Here is a 13,901-nt window from a genome sequence, read left to right as displayed (position 1 = left end):
AACTGCCCGCGGACAAGGAAATGGTCATGCCGGGCGACAACGTGTCGATCACGGTGAAGCTGATCAACCCGATCGCCATGGAAGAAGGCCTGCGCTTTGCGATCCGCGAAGGCGGCCGTACCGTGGGCTCGGGCGTCGTGGCAAAGATCCTCGCCTGATCGGAACGCGAAAAGGAATCATCATGGCAACCAAGCAAAAAATCCGCATTCGCCTCAAGGCATTCGACTACAAGCTGATTGACCAGTCGGCTGCCGAGATCGTGGACACCGCCAAGCGCACGGGCGCCATCGTCAAGGGTCCCGTACCCCTGCCGACGCGCATGAAGCGTTTCGACATCCTGCGTTCGCCGCACGTCAACAAGACGAGCCGTGACCAGTTCGAAATCCGCACGCACCAGCGTCTGATGGACATCGTCGACCCGACCGACAAGACGGTGGACGCGCTCATGAAGCTCGACTTGCCGGCCGGCGTGGATGTCGAGATCAAACTTCAGTAAGTCCCCTAGGCTTACTTCGTAAAGCCCGCTTGCAGAAATGCAGGCGGGCTTCAATTCTTTTGGGCTTGGCTGTGGCATCCTTGAAAGACGGCAATTTGCCGTTGCGAATTCTCGAAGAGACGCGAACATGGAACGAAAGTGGTTTTGGCGGGGCGTGGCATGCGGCGCTCTGGTTCTGCTCGGCGCCTGCGGGGGTGGAGGAGGCGGTGGCGGAAGCGGTACGGGAGGTGTGCCGGGTGCGACCACGGTCACGTTGAATGGCGTCGCCACCTTTGACTCGGTTCCAAATACGACGGGTGCGTTGAATTATTCGACGATCGCCCCCAAGCCGGTGCGTGGCGCAATCGTCGAGGTTCTCAACAGCGCTTCCGTAGTGGTGGCGACGACGACGACCGACGCCACTGGCTCTTATTCAGTCTCCGTGCCTTCGAGTACGGCGATCATGGTTCGGGTGAAGGCTCAGTTTTCGCAAAGCGGCGCAGGGTCGAGCGGGGACGTGAGCGTGCGCGACAACACGCAGTCGAACGCCATCTATGCGATGGAAACACCTGTGTTCTCTTCGGGCGTTGCCGCGGGCACCCGCAATCTCAACGCCCCCTCGGGTTGGGGTGGGGCGGGCTACACCGCGCCGCGAGTGGCTGCGCCTTTTGCCGTGCTCGACACGATCTACGCCGCCCAAATGAAGGTTCTTTCGGTGGCGCCAAGCAGTGTCTTCCCTCCGCTGCAGGTATTCTGGAGCGTAAACAATGTGCCGGCGAGCGGCGATCCTGCGCTCGGACAGATCGGAACCACGTTCTTCACCAGCACGAGCAGCGGACGGGCAATCTATGTCCTTGGCAAGGAAAACGTCGACACCGATGAGTACGACGCCTCCGTGATTGCCCACGAGTGGGGTCACTACTACCAGTCAGCGTTCAGTCGAGACGATTCCCCGGGAGGCAGCCATTCCTTGGGGGATCTTGTAGATCGGCGGCTGGCGTTCTCGGAAGGCTGGGGCAATGCTTGGTCGGGTATCGCACTGGATCGCAGCAACTACACGGATTCGGTCGGACAAGGCCAAGCCCAGGGTTCCAATATCGACCTGTCGGCGGGGGTGTCTTCCAACCCCGGCTGGTACAGGGAGGCTTCCATTCAATCCATTCTGTGGAACCTCAACAAGCAGGTCGGCTTCAAGCCGATTCATGACACGCTCGCCGGGCCATTCAAGAGCGGGCTGGCCGTGACATCGATTCATCCCTTTACCGCGGCGTTCGACGTAGCCGCCCCCGGCAGCGCGTCCGTATTGGCGGGGTTGCTCGTTGGCCAGAGCATCAGTGCGGCCGCGAATGATCCTTTCGGGATCGCGGAAGCGAACGACGGTGGTGTTCCGAGGGCGCTGCCGATGTACCAGGCGGCGACGGTAGGGCTCAATAACTCAGCATGCGTTACCAATCAAGCCGGTGCTGGCGGGAATAAGCTGGGAAGCTTCGTCTACTTGAAATTCAATGCGCCGACAGCGAAGAGTTACACGATCACGGTCGTCGGCCCAACGGGAGCAGACCCGGATTTCGTTGTTTACAGTGGGGGCCAGATCGCCCAAGCTGACGGTTTGGGGACCAGTGAAGCCGCAACGGTCAACCTGCCCGCCGGCGAAAGCATTCTGGTGATCAATGACTTCAATAACTCCTTGGGACCCGGATCCTCATGCATGACCGCCACCATTCAATGAGATGCTCATCGGCGCGGGCGCGCCTTGAGGTGGGTGCTGTTGTTGCCGTGCTGACGGCCGCGATGTGTGCCCCCTTGATGGCATGCGCCGACGGTGCGGCCAAGCATGGAGCCGCCAAGCATTCAAAGGCGCCCGCATCAATGACAACTGCTCCAATGAAGGCGAATAGCTCCGGTGTTGCCGTGAGCTACAGGATTGAAGCAACTCCACTGGCGGGAACCGCCACGACAGTTACATTGAAATTCGACGGCGTCACAGACCCCGCAGGAGCCACGGTCCGACTGAGCGTTGATGCGGGCCTGTCGCTTGTGGGCGCCTCCACACTCACTACAGTGCCGGCCAACACGGTCACTACTTTGACGGTGGGGGTTGTTCCGGCCGCTGCCGGCATCGCGTATCTCAATGTCTTCACGACGCAGCACGGTGTGACCGGCGCTACCTCGATTCCCGTGCAGGTCGGCAAGGCGCCGTCGGCCATGCCGTCAAGCGGTGAATTGAAGCAGACACCCTCCGGCGACAAGATCCTTTCCATGCCGGTCAAGTAGGCCCTCAGGGCCGCTCCTTGGATGTCTTGCAGTTCGGATCCTTCCCGGGCTATAATCTTTGGCTCTGCCTAACTTGCGTCCGCGAGGGCGCTAGCGGCTAGAGCTTTATCAACCTTCTTCCGCACACCAAACGCTGTCGCCAATTGAAGTGGCAGCGGTGGGAGAGGATTCCATTTTTGGAGAAAACAAATGAGTCTGAGCAACTCCCTCGGGTTGCTGGGCCGCAAGGTGGGGATGATGCGTCTCTTCACCGATGACGGGGATGCAGTTCCTGTCACGGTGGTGGATGTGTCCAACAACCGTGTGACCCAGATCAAGTCCCAAGAGACGGATGGCTACGTCGCGCTGCAGGTGACGTTCGGTTCGCGCAAGGCATCGCGCGTGACCAAGCCGGAAGCCGGTCACCTCGCGAAAGCGGGCGTCGAGGCTGGTGAGATCATCCAGGAATTCCGTGTCACCGCCGATGCTGCCGCACAGCACAAAGCCGGTGGTGCGATCGCCGTGAGCAGCGTGTTCGCGGTGGGCCAGAAGGTCGACGTGCAAGGCACCTCGATCGGCAAGGGCTTTGCCGGCACCATCAAGCGTCACAACATGAGCTCGCAGCGCGCATCGCACGGCAACAGCCGTTCGCACAACGTTCCGGGTTCCATCGGTATGGCGCAGGATCCCGGTCGCGTGTTCCCTGGCAAGCGCATGACGGGCCACCTCGGCGACGTCACCGTGACAACCCAGAATCTCGCCGTATTCCGCATTGACGAGGCGCGCCAATTGCTCCTGATCAAGGGCGCGATCCCCGGCTCCAGGGGTGGCTTCGTCACCGTGCGTCCGGCCGTCAAGGTCAAGCCGCAAGCCGCTGAAGGAGCGAAGTAATGCAACTCGAACTCCTGAACGAACAAGGTCAGGCTGCGTCGAAATACGACGCGCCGGAGACCGTGTTTGGCCGTGACTACAACGAAGATCTGGTGCACCAGATCGTTGTCGCATTCCAGGCCAACGCACGCCAAGGCACTCGCGCTCAAAAGGATCGCGAGCAGGTCAAGCACTCGACCAAGAAGCCTTTCAAGCAAAAGGGAACGGGCCGCGCTCGCGCCGGTATGACTTCCTCGCCCCTGTGGCGCGGGGGTGGTCGTATCTTCCCGAACATGCCTGACGAAAACTTCTCGCAAAAGATCAACAAGAAGATGTACCGCGCTGGCATGGCCGCCATCTTCTCGCAGCTCGCGCGTGAAGGCCGTCTGGCCGTGGTCGATTCGATCAAGGTCGACTCGCCCAAGACCAAGGCGCTTGCCGCCAAGTTCAAGGCAATGAATCTCGAGTCCGTGCTCGTGATCGCCGAGGAAGTTGACGAGAACCTGTACCTGGCTTCGCGCAACTTGGTGAACGTGCTCGTGGTCGAGCCGCGTTACGCCGATCCGGTGTCGCTGGTCCACTACAAGAAGGTCCTGGTCACCAAGGGTGCCGTCGACAAGCTCAAGGAGATGTTCGCATGAGCCGCATGAACCCAACTCCGCTGCAACGTCAGTTCGACGAAGGTCGCCTGATGAACGTGCTGGTCGCTCCGGTCGTGTCCGAAAAGGCAACGATGGTCGGCGAGAAGTCGAATGCAGTCACTTTCAAGGTGTTGCAGGACGCCACCAAGCCTGAGATCAAGGCCGCCGTTGAACTGATGTTCAAGGTCGAGGTCCAGGGTGTGTCGGTGCTCAACACCAAGGGCAAGACCAAGCGCTTTGGCAAGTCCATGGGCCGCCGCGACAACGTTCGCAAGGCTTACGTGACGCTCAAGGCCGGTCAAGAGCTCAACCTTGCTGGGGAAGGCGCTTAATCATGGCCGTCATCAAAATGAAGCCCACTTCGCCGGGCCAACGTGGCGCGGTGAAGATTTCGCGGGATCACCTCTACAAGGGTGCGCCGCACGCTGCGCTGCTGGAACCGCAATTCCAGAAGGCTGGCCGCAACAACAACGGCCACATTACGACCCGTCACAAGGGTGGTGGCCACAAGCACCACTACCGCGTGGTGGACTTCGTGCGCAACAAGGACGGCATTCCGGCCAAGGTCGAACGCATCGAGTACGACCCGAACCGCACCGCCCACATCGCGCTTGTTTGCTACGCCGACGGTGAGCGCCGCTACATCATCGCGCCGCGCGGGCTGGAAGCCGGCGCCACGTTGCTGAGTGGTTCGGAAGCCCCGATTCGTGCCGGCAATACGCTGCCGATTCGCAACATTCCGGTCGGCTCGACCATCCACTGCATCGAACTGCAACCCGGCAAGGGCGCGCAGATCGCTCGTTCGGCCGGTACGTCAGCCACCTTGCTGGCCCGTGAAGGCGTCTATGCCCAGGTCCGCATGCGTTCGGGTGAGGTTCGCCGCGTTCACGTGGAGTGTCGCGCAACCATCGGTGAAGTCGCCAACGAAGAACACAGCCTGCGCCAACTCGGCAAGGCCGGTGTGAAGCGCTGGATGGGTATTCGCCCGACCGTTCGCGGTGTGGTGATGAACCCCGTCGACCACCCGCATGGTGGCGGTGAAGGCAAGACCGGCGAAGGTCGCCATCCTGTCGATCCATGGGGCAATCTGACCAAGGGTTATCGCACCCGTAACAACAAGCGCACGCAAGTCTTCATCGTGTCGCGTCGCAAGAAGTAAGGGATAGCAAATGACTCGCTCTCTCAAAAAGGGTCCATTCGTCGACCATCACCTGGTGGCCAAGGCCGACAAGGCAGTGACCACCAAGGACAAGAAGCCGATCAAGACCTGGTCGCGCCGCTCGATGGTCTTGCCCGAGTTCATCGGCCTGACCATTGCAGTGCACAACGGCAAGCAGCACGTGCCTGTCTACATTACCGACCAGATGGTCGGCCACAAGCTCGGCGAATTTGCGCTCACGCGTACTTTCAAGGGGCACCCCGCGGACAAGAAAGTCCAGAAGAAGTAAGGAACGACCATGTCTGAAACACGTGCAGTCCTCCGCGGCGTCCGCCTCTCGGTCGACAAGGGCCGGCTGGTCGCCGATCTGATTCGCGGCAAGAAGGTTGACCAAGCGCTCAACGTTCTGCAATTCACGCAGAAAAAGGCCGCTGTGATCATCAAGAAGGTGCTCGAGTCGGCGATTGCCAACGCCGAGCACAACGACGGTGCCGACATCGACGAACTGAAGGTCAAGACGATCTATGTCGAGCAAGGTGCCACGCTCAAGCGCTTCACCGCGCGCGCCAAGGGTCGCGGCAACCGCATCAGCAAGCCCACGTGCCATGTGTACGTGACGGTTGGCAACTAAGAGGCCTGGAAGAAATATGGGACAGAAAATCCACCCAACCGGGTTCCGCCTCGCGGTCACCCGTAACTGGTCCAGCCGCTGGTACGCAAGCAACCGTGACTTCGCGGGCATGCTGGCCGAAGACATCAAGGTGCGCGAGTACCTGAAGAAGAAGCTCAAGAACGCATCCGTTTCGCGCGTGCTGATTGAGCGTCCCGCCAAGAACGCCCGTATCACGATCTACTCGGCACGTCCGGGCGTCGTGATCGGCAAGAAGGGCGAAGACATCGAAAACCTCAAGCGCGAGCTCGGCAAGCAGCTGGGTGTGCCGGTCGCAGTGAACATCGAGGAAGTGCGCAAGCCTGAAATCGATGCCCAACTGATCGCCGACAGCATCACGCAGCAGCTCGAGAAGCGGATCATGTTCCGCCGCGCGATGAAGCGTGCGATGCAGAACGCCATGCGTCTGGGTGCCCAAGGCATCAAGATCATGTCGGCGGGTCGTCTGAACGGCATCGAAATCGCACGCACCGAGTGGTACCGCGAAGGTCGCGTGCCGCTTCACACGCTGCGCGCCGACATTGACTACGGCACCTCGGAGGCCAAGACCACCTATGGCGTCATCGGCGTCAAGGTCTGGGTCTACAAGGGCGATACGCTGGGGCGCAATGACCTGCCTGCCGTCGAGACGCCGCGTCCCGACGAAGAGCGTCGCCCGCGTGGTCCGCGTCGCGATGGTCGCCCCGGTGGCGATCGTCCCGGCTCCGACCGTCGCGGCCCAGGCCCCGGCCCTCGCGCCGGTGCCCGCGGCCCGATCGGCGGCAACGTCGCTCCGGCCGATGGCAGCGACAAACCCGCAGAAGCCACTGGTGCCGCCCCTGGCGCGCCAGGATCTGCTGAAGCCCCGAAACCCGCCGTTAAGCGCGTCCGCAAAGCCGCGCCAGCTGCAGCAGCTGACGGTGCCAAGACCGAGTGATCGGTCTTAGATCCACGGAGTAAGAAAACATGCTGCAACCTGCACGCAGAAAGTTCCGCAAGGAACAAAAGGGCCGCAACACCGGCATCGCGACACGCGGCAACGCAGTGTCGTTCGGTGACTTCGGCCTGAAGTCGATCGACCGCGGCCGCCTGACGGCGCGCCAGATCGAAGCCGCACGGCGCGCGATCTCGCGTCACGTCAAGCGCGGTGGCCGCATCTGGATTCGCGTGTTCCCCGACAAGCCGATCTCCCACAAGCCCGCAGAAGTGCGGATGGGTAACGGCAAGGGCAACCCCGAGTACTACGTCGCTGAAATTCAGCCCGGCAAGGTGATCTACGAGATCGTCGGAGTCCCCGAAGAGCTCGCACGCGAAGCGTTCCGCCTGGCTGCTGCCAAGCTGCCGCTGCGCACCACCTTCGTCGCGCGCCAGCTCGGCGCCTGATCGAGGAGAACACTGATGGCAACACGTAAGAAGAAGGACGCCGCGGCCAAGCCGGTCAAGGTGTCGAAGGCCGCAACGCTGCGCGACAAGGATGTCGGCGGCCTGCAGACCGAAATCAAGGATCTGCAGAAGGCTCATTTCGGCCTGCGCATGCAGAAAGCCACGCAGCAGCTGTCGAACACGTCGACGCTGCGCGTCACACGTCGCGACATCGCGCGTGCCAAGACCATTCTTGCGCAGAAGCAGCAAGAAACCCAAGCCGCCAAGTAAGGAGTGAACATGACGGAAGCTAAAAGATCCCTCAAGCGCACCTTGATCGGCAAGGTGGTCAGCGACAAGCGTGAGAAGACCGTGACAGTGTTGGTCGAGCGTCGTGTGAAGCACGAGCTCTACGGCAAGATCGTGGCCAAGACCAGCAAGTACCACGCGCACGATGAAAAGGGCGAGTACAAGTTGGGCGACACGATCGAGATCACCGAAAGCCGGCCGATCTCGAAGACCAAGAACTGGGTCGTCACCCGCTTGGTCGAAAAGGCCGTGATGGTCTGATCCCAGGCGACAACAGCCAAATCAAAAGCGGCCCACAATGTGGGCCGTTTTCTTTTTCAGGAGCACTTCATATGATCAAAATTGGCGACACCCTTCCACCGGTGACTCTGCAGGAATATTCCGAGGTCGAGGGCGAAGGCTGCAGCATCGGCCCGAATCCGGTCGAAGTGACCAAGGCGGCCGCAGGCAAGACTATCGCGCTCTTCGCGTTGCCGGGCGCCTTCACGCCGACCTGCTCGGCCAAACACGTACCCGGTTACGTACAACATTTCGATGACTTCAAGGCCGCTGGCGTGGACGAAATCTGGTGTGTGAGCGTGAACGATGCATTCGTGATGGGCGCCTGGGCGCGCGACCAGAAGACGGGGACCAAGGTCCGCATGCTGGCCGACGGCAGCGCTGCTTTCGCCAACGCCACGGGCCTCACGCTCGACTTGACCGGCCGCGGGATGGGCCTGCGCAGCAATCGCTACTCGATGCTCGTGAAGGATGGCAAGGTCGTCACGCTCAATGTCGAGGCCCCCGGGAAGTTCGAGGTCAGCGACGCCGACACGCTCCTGGCGCAGGCGCGAGGCTAGTCGCCCTTGCGGGCGCACGTCCCTCGGAGTGTGTCCGCGCCCTACAAATCCGCTTTGAGGTAATGCGACCCGGCAATCGGATTGTGATAGTAGGGTGGCACTTCCACGAAGTTCAGATCTTCGTAGAGTGCTCGCGCCGACTCCATGTCATCCAGTGTATCGAGCAGAACGCAGGCATAGCCGGCACCGCGCGCAACATCGAGAATGGCTTCCACCAGTTGGCGGCCGAGACCCATGCCCCGGAAGGCTGGTCGCACGTACAGGCGTTTCATCTCGGCGGCGTTGGGATAGTCGGCTGTATCCAGGGGCCGCAACGCGCAGCAACCCGCGACGTGGGCGAGACGTCCAGAGGGTAGTTGAAGCGGCGCCGCTCCGGCTGCCGTCGTGCATTCGGCCGCGTCCATCAACGCCAGGAGCAACGCGCCCCTGGGCTCCGCGTACTCCCCGGGCAGGCTCGCAAGCTCGCCCTCGAAATCTTGAAAGCCAAGATCGATGCCGAGCGAAGCCGCGTAGTCACGGAGGATCGCGCGGGTCGCCTCCAACTCGTGCGCCGTGTCCGGTGTCGTCAGCACAACGGCAGGGGTATCGGCCAGCGGCAGCGGTCGTGAAACCGAGAAACTCATGCTTGCAGCGTCGTGACTTGCCGGTCAAGACCTCGCCTGCCAATTCCTGACGCGCGTTGGCCTGGATTCGCGCCCTCCCACGTGACGCCGCGCGTGGAGGGCTCGAAGCAGTGGGTCATCGGAGGGGATCTGCGGCGCTGCGGAACGCGCAGATTAGCAAAATCCGGCAACAACTGTACTAGGGGGTTATCCCGGGCGGTCATGGGACGCGTCCCAATGCCGGCCGGACCGCCTTGCCCCTCCGTTCAAGATCCAGCCTCTCAGGCTTCGGCGAGCAACTTCTCGATCAGCTTGTGCAGCTCGGCAAAGTCGGGCTCACCGACATAGCGCTTGACAATCTCGCCGCGCTTGTTGACGAGATAGGTGGTCGGCGTGAGCTTCACGTCGCCCCATGCCTGCGCCACCGAGCCTGTGTTGTCGATGGCAACCTTAAAAGGCAGCTTGCGTGTCTCGGCAAAGTTGACCACATAACTCGGCGGGTCGTAGCTCATGGCCACGGCGAGCGTGTCGTAGCCTTGGTCCTTGTACTTATCGTAGGTTGCGATCACCTTGGGCATTTCTCCCACGCAGGTGACGCAACTCGTGGCCCAGAAATTGACCAGCGTGACCTTGCCCTTGAGGTCTTCGGTGCTCTTCTTGCTACCGTCGAGGAGCACGAAGGTCGACGCCGGCGCAGCCGATACTCCCGTGCTCATGTAAACGCCGACGCCGACGGCCAGGGCAATCGCGGTTGCGGCAACATAGATGACTTTTTTCATGGGAGAACCAATCAATGGACCGTCGCAATTTTAGTTCCGCCTGCCTGATCGCGCCTAGCGCGCTGTTTTTTCTTGCCGCGCAGCGCGCGGCGGCCCTGACACTGGGCGATCTCACGTCGGCCGACGCGTCGCAAGGGTTGAAGGCTGCGCTGGAGAAAGGCGCCACAGTTGCCGTCAGCTTGCTTGGTCGTGAAGACGGATTCCTTGGCAATCCCAAGGTACGAATTCCGTTGCCAGGCTATCTTGAGGATGGAGCCAAGATGCTGCGCATGATCGGGCAGGGCGGCCGGATCGACGAACTCGTCACCGCCATGAATCGCGCGGCCGAGCAGGCGGTACCCGCGGGCAAGGACCTGTTGGTGAACGCGGTGCGCACCACGAGCGTCGCGGACGCGAAAGGAATACTGACGGGCGGAGACACTTCCGTCACCCAGTTTTTCGCCTCAAAGACCCGCGCACCTCTCACCGAGCGCTTCCTTCCAGTGGTCACGGCCGCGACGCTGAAGGTCAGCCTGGCCGAAAAATACAACCGCATCGCCGACAAGGCAGCCGGCTTCGGGTTGGTGAAAAAGGAAGACGCCAACATCCAGCGCTATGTCACGGGCAAGACGCTAGACGGCCTGTACCTGATCATCGGCGAGGAAGAACGCAAGATCCGCCAGGACCCGGTCGGCAGCGGCAGCGCCATCCTGCAGAAGGTGTTTGGCGCCTTGCGTTGATCTGGGCGCGACTGCGCCGCCGGAAGGCGGTCCGATAATCGCGCTTCCGATGTCACTCCTGCCCCACATTCGCCTCGCGGTTCTTGCCCTGGCTGCCACCGCCTTCGCCGCCTGCAGCCCCACATTCAACTGGCGCGAAGTGCCGATTGGAGACGAAGGCCTCGTCGTGCTCCTGCCCTGCAAGCCCGATCGCGCAACGCGGCAGCTGCCGCTGGGCGCCGAATCGGTCGCGGTGGACATGGCGGGGTGCGAGGCCGGCGGGGCCGTCTTCGCCGTGGCGCACGCCACGGCCAGCAGCGCGACACAGGCTGAGGGCTGGATGCGGGCATGGCGCGCGGCGACGCGCGCACAGCTGGCGAGTGCACCGGTCGTCGAGACTGAGGCCACCTTGCCTCGCGCGGCAGCCTTGCCGGCGCCGGCAAGGCTCGATGCTCCAGCCGTCGACGGAAAAGGCGCCCCAACCCACATACTCTGGTTCGCGCAGCAGCGCACTGGCGGCGTGGCGCTGTACCAGGCGACCGTGATCGGCAAGCCTTCGTCGGCCGAGGCCGTGGCCGCCTTCTTCGAAGGTCTGCACCTGCCATGAGTCTGCAGGCCCGTCGCCGCCATGGCGTCATCCGCTGGGCTGGCGGAGACAGCGCGCCCGGCGTACAAACACAGGGTGAGACCCGGCAGCCGCATCGGGGCCCATTTCGCCTTCCGGTGGCCGCCCCGCATAATCGGCAGCAGGCACCTCCACCCGTATGAACAGCATCTTCATCATCGCCCATTCCCCGCTCGCTCAGGCATTGCGGCAATGCGCGTTGCATGTGTTCCCGGACAGCGAGGCGGCGATCGTCGCGCTGGATGTGCTGCCCAACGTTTCACCGGAAGAAACGCTGGCCGCCGCGCGCATCACACTGGCGCAGCTCCAGCGCACGCCGCGCTCGCAGGTGCTCGTCCTGGCCGACGTGTTCGGTGCCACACCCTGCAACGTCGCCCAGAAGCTGGTCGACGGCATCCACTCCCGGCTGGTGGCCGGCGTCAACCTGCCGATGCTGCTGCGCGCGGTGAGCTACCGGAACGAACCGCTCGACACCCTGGTGCAGCGTGCCGTCACAGGCGGCACCGCTGGCGTGATGCAGGTGGCGGTGGCGGCGCCGCAGAATCAAGCAAGAAGAAAGCACAGTGACCAAGACATCCGTGACCATCAGCAATAAGCTGGGCCTGCATGCACGCGCCTCGGCCAAACTCACCAAGCTCGCCGGCAGCTTCCCGTGCGAGGTGTGGCTCGCGCGCGGCGACCGTCGCGTCAATGCCAAGAGCATCATGGGCGTGATGATGCTGGCCGCCGGCCTCGGCGTGACAGTTGAAATCGAAACCATCGGCGAGCGGGAGCAGGAGGCCATGGACGCCATCGTCGCCCTGATGAACGACAAATTCGGAGAAGGCGAATGACCTTCGCAGTCCACGGACTCCCCGTCGCTCGTGGCATCGCCATCGGCCGCGCGGTGCTCGTGGTTTCGAGCCGCATCGACGTCGCGCACTACTTCATCAAGCCGGAAGAGATCGAAAGCGAGATCGAGCGCGTGCGCTCCGCGCGCAACGCGGTTGCCGAGGAGTTGCTCAAGCTGCAGGCCAGCGTCGCGCTGATGGGCCCCAACGACGCCCCGCACGAACTCTCCGCGCTGCTCGAAGTGCACCAGATGCTCCTGCAGGACGAGGTCCTGACCGGTGGCGTCAAGCACTGGATCGTCGAACGGCTCTACAACGCCGAATGGGCCCTGACCACCCAGCTCGAGGTGATCGCGCGCCAGTTCGACGAGATGGAGGATGAGTACCTCCGAGAGCGCAAGGCCGACCTCGAGCAGGTGGTGGAGCGGCTGCTGCATCGCATGAAGGGAACAGCGGCGGTTCTGGCCCCGACGCCGCCCAGGCGCAGGCGCGCGGCCGAGCAGGACGACGACGATCAATCCGACCCGACCACGAGCGATGCCATTGACGCGCCACTCGTGCTGATCGCGCACGACCTGTCGCCGGCCGACATGCTGCAGTTCAAGAAGAGCGTGTTCGCGGGCTTCGTCACCGATGTCGGCGGACGCACGTCACACACCGCGATCGTTGCGCGAAGCATGGACATCCCGGCCGTGGTCGGTGCCCGCAGCGCGAGCCAGTTGGTGCGGCAGGACGACTGGGTGATCATCGACGGCGACACCGGCGTGATGATCGTCGACCCGTCGCCGATCATCCTGGCCGAATACGGCTTCAAGCAGCGGCAGGGCGATCTCGAGCGCGGACGGCTCTCCAGGTTGCGCCACAAGCCCGCCATCACGCTCGATGGCCAGCGCGTCGATCTGCTCGCCAACATCGAGATGCCCGAAGACACCGCCGGTGCGGTCAAGGCCGGTGCGGTCGGCGTCGGTCTGTTCCGCAGCGAGTTCCTGTTCATGGGCCGCGAGGCGCAGCGCCTCACGCGCCTGCCCGATGAGGAAGAGCAGTACCAGGCCTATCGGCGCGCCGTCGAGGGCATGCAAGGCATGCCGGTGACGATCCGCACCATCGACGTCGGCGCCGACAAGTCGCTCGACGGCAAATCGGTGCGCGACGACTCGCACCTGAATCCGGCCCTGGGCCTGCGCGCGATTCGCTGGAGCCTGGCCGACCCGGCCATGTTCCTCACGCAGTTGCGGGCCATCCTGCGCGCCGCGGTGCACGGGGAGATTCATCTGCTGATCCCGATGCTCGCGCACGCCAGCGAGATCCGCCAGACGCTTTCGCTGATCGACTTCGCGCGCGCCGAACTCGACAACCGTGGCGTGCCCTACGGCAACGTGAAGCTCGGCGCGATGATCGAGATTCCCGCTGCCGCGCTGACGCTCAAGACCTTCCTGAAGCACTTCGACTTCCTGTCGATCGGCACCAACGATCTGATCCAGTACACGCTGGCGATCGACCGCGCGGATGAATCGGTGGCCCATCTCTACGATCCGGCCCACCCCGCCGTTTTGCGCCTGGTCGCCGACACCATTGCCGAGTGCCGCCGACAGGGCAAGGGCGTGAGCGTCTGCGGCGAGATGGCCGGCGACGTCGCATTCACGCGCCTGCTGCTGGGAATGGGCCTGCGCAGCTTCTCGATGCATCCCTCGCAGATCCTCGCCGTCAAGCAGGAGGTGCTGCGCGCGGACACCAGCAAGCTCGAAGCCTGGGCGCGGGAGGTGATCGAGGCCGACGACCCGGCTGCGGCGCTGGTGCGCGAGCAGTGACG

Annotated in this window: 22 protein-coding genes; 20 read left to right on the top strand and 2 right to left on the bottom strand. The window is 62.9% G+C overall.

Annotated features, from left to right (window positions below; genetic code table 11):
• The 15 genes from AC1DNF_RS27410 to AC1DNF_RS27340 all read left to right on the top strand — a co-directional run.
• On the top strand, positions 1 to 158 hold a 158-nt coding region (locus tag AC1DNF_RS27410), incomplete at its 5' end, for an EF-Tu C-terminal domain-related protein (RefSeq protein WP_478151805.1).
• A 23-nt stretch (positions 159 to 181) separates the two neighbouring features.
• Positions 182 to 496: a 30S ribosomal protein S10 gene (gene rpsJ, locus AC1DNF_RS27405; protein ID WP_028250951.1), complete on the top strand. Its 315-nt coding sequence runs from the start codon at positions 182 to 184 to the stop codon at positions 494 to 496.
• Between the two features lie 127 nt (positions 497 to 623).
• Positions 624 to 2,204, top strand: coding sequence for a hypothetical protein (locus AC1DNF_RS27400; protein WP_478151802.1), 1,581 nt, complete (start codon positions 624 to 626; stop codon positions 2,202 to 2,204).
• Positions 2,205 to 2,359: 155 nt separating this feature from the next.
• Positions 2,360 to 2,749, top strand: a complete 390-nt coding sequence (locus AC1DNF_RS27395; protein WP_478151801.1) for a hypothetical protein — start codon at positions 2,360 to 2,362, stop codon at positions 2,747 to 2,749.
• Positions 2,750 to 2,938: 189 nt separating this feature from the next.
• On the top strand, positions 2,939 to 3,619 hold the full coding sequence (gene rplC, locus AC1DNF_RS27390) for a 50S ribosomal protein L3 (protein ID WP_478151800.1): 681 nt from the start codon (positions 2,939 to 2,941) through the stop codon (positions 3,617 to 3,619).
• Complete coding sequence (rplD, locus tag AC1DNF_RS27385) at positions 3,619 to 4,239, top strand: 50S ribosomal protein L4 (protein ID WP_478151799.1); 621 nt, start codon at positions 3,619 to 3,621, stop codon at positions 4,237 to 4,239. Before rplC ends, rplD begins: the two co-directional genes overlap by 1 nt.
• 5 nt (positions 4,240 to 4,244) lie before the next feature.
• Positions 4,245 to 4,571, top strand: coding sequence for a 50S ribosomal protein L23 (gene rplW / locus AC1DNF_RS27380; protein WP_478151804.1), 327 nt, complete (start codon positions 4,245 to 4,247; stop codon positions 4,569 to 4,571).
• 2 nt (positions 4,572 to 4,573) lie between these two features.
• Positions 4,574 to 5,398, top strand: coding sequence for a 50S ribosomal protein L2 (gene rplB, locus AC1DNF_RS27375; RefSeq protein WP_028250945.1), 825 nt, complete (start codon positions 4,574 to 4,576; stop codon positions 5,396 to 5,398).
• Between the two features lie 10 nt (positions 5,399 to 5,408).
• Positions 5,409 to 5,687, top strand: coding sequence for a 30S ribosomal protein S19 (gene rpsS, locus AC1DNF_RS27370; protein ID WP_007838132.1), 279 nt, complete (start codon positions 5,409 to 5,411; stop codon positions 5,685 to 5,687).
• Positions 5,688 to 5,696: 9 nt separating this feature from the next.
• Positions 5,697 to 6,029 (top strand): 50S ribosomal protein L22, encoded by a 333-nt coding sequence (rplV, locus tag AC1DNF_RS27365; protein ID WP_007838134.1) that lies wholly within the window; start codon positions 5,697 to 5,699, stop codon positions 6,027 to 6,029.
• 16 nt (positions 6,030 to 6,045) lie between these two features.
• Positions 6,046 to 6,984 carry a 30S ribosomal protein S3 gene (rpsC, locus tag AC1DNF_RS27360; protein ID WP_478151798.1) on the top strand — a complete coding sequence of 313 codons (939 nt, stop codon included), beginning with the start codon at positions 6,046 to 6,048 and terminating at the stop codon, positions 6,982 to 6,984.
• A gap of 29 nt (positions 6,985 to 7,013) precedes the next feature.
• Entirely contained in the window at positions 7,014 to 7,430 is a 417-nt protein-coding gene (gene rplP, locus AC1DNF_RS27355; protein WP_028250943.1) for a 50S ribosomal protein L16, read from the top strand.
• Positions 7,431 to 7,490: 60 nt separating this feature from the next.
• Positions 7,491 to 7,700, top strand: coding sequence for a 50S ribosomal protein L29 (rpmC, locus tag AC1DNF_RS27350; RefSeq protein ID WP_478151803.1), 210 nt, complete (start codon positions 7,491 to 7,493; stop codon positions 7,698 to 7,700).
• A 9-nt stretch (positions 7,701 to 7,709) separates the two neighbouring features.
• Complete coding sequence (rpsQ, locus tag AC1DNF_RS27345) at positions 7,710 to 7,979, top strand: 30S ribosomal protein S17 (RefSeq protein ID WP_478151797.1); 270 nt, start codon at positions 7,710 to 7,712, stop codon at positions 7,977 to 7,979.
• 71 nt (positions 7,980 to 8,050) lie between these two features.
• Positions 8,051 to 8,557 (top strand): redoxin family protein, encoded by a 507-nt coding sequence (locus AC1DNF_RS27340; protein ID WP_478151796.1) that lies wholly within the window; start codon positions 8,051 to 8,053, stop codon positions 8,555 to 8,557.
• 41 nt (positions 8,558 to 8,598) lie between these two features.
• Here the strand turns inward: AC1DNF_RS27340 and AC1DNF_RS27335 are convergent, their stop codons facing one another.
• Together AC1DNF_RS27335 and AC1DNF_RS27330 are read right to left on the bottom strand one after the other, a co-directional pair.
• Positions 8,599 to 9,180 carry a GNAT family N-acetyltransferase gene (locus AC1DNF_RS27335; RefSeq protein WP_478151795.1) on the bottom strand — a complete coding sequence of 194 codons (582 nt, stop codon included), beginning with the start codon at positions 9,178 to 9,180 and terminating at the stop codon, positions 8,599 to 8,601.
• Between the two features lie 260 nt (positions 9,181 to 9,440).
• A complete protein-coding gene (locus tag AC1DNF_RS27330) occupies positions 9,441 to 9,938 on the bottom strand; it encodes a TlpA family protein disulfide reductase (protein WP_478151794.1) in 498 nt (165 codons plus the stop codon).
• A gap of 14 nt (positions 9,939 to 9,952) precedes the next feature.
• Between AC1DNF_RS27330 and AC1DNF_RS27325 the strand changes: the two genes are divergently transcribed.
• The 5 genes from AC1DNF_RS27325 (at position 9,953) to ptsP (ending at position 13,899) form a co-directional block, all read left to right on the top strand.
• On the top strand, positions 9,953 to 10,657 hold the full coding sequence (locus AC1DNF_RS27325) for a DUF4197 domain-containing protein (RefSeq protein WP_478151793.1): 705 nt from the start codon (positions 9,953 to 9,955) through the stop codon (positions 10,655 to 10,657).
• Between the two features lie 49 nt (positions 10,658 to 10,706).
• Positions 10,707 to 11,243 (top strand): hypothetical protein, encoded by a 537-nt coding sequence (locus AC1DNF_RS27320; RefSeq protein WP_478151792.1) that lies wholly within the window; start codon positions 10,707 to 10,709, stop codon positions 11,241 to 11,243.
• 157 nt (positions 11,244 to 11,400) lie between these two features.
• Entirely contained in the window at positions 11,401 to 11,856 is a 456-nt protein-coding gene (locus AC1DNF_RS27315; RefSeq protein ID WP_478151790.1) for a PTS sugar transporter subunit IIA, read from the top strand.
• Positions 11,825 to 12,094, top strand: coding sequence for an HPr family phosphocarrier protein (locus tag AC1DNF_RS27310; RefSeq protein WP_478151789.1), 270 nt, complete (start codon positions 11,825 to 11,827; stop codon positions 12,092 to 12,094). The genes AC1DNF_RS27315 and AC1DNF_RS27310 overlap by 32 nt, the downstream gene beginning before the upstream one ends.
• Entirely contained in the window at positions 12,091 to 13,899 is a 1,809-nt protein-coding gene (ptsP, locus tag AC1DNF_RS27305; RefSeq protein ID WP_478151788.1) for a phosphoenolpyruvate--protein phosphotransferase, read from the top strand. Before AC1DNF_RS27310 ends, ptsP begins: the two co-directional genes overlap by 4 nt.
• Positions 13,900 to 13,901 lie beyond the last annotated feature (2 nt).

Source organism: Variovorax sp. 01T432, from assembly GCF_056398605.1.
This window is presented reverse-complemented; position numbering and strand designations above follow the sequence as displayed.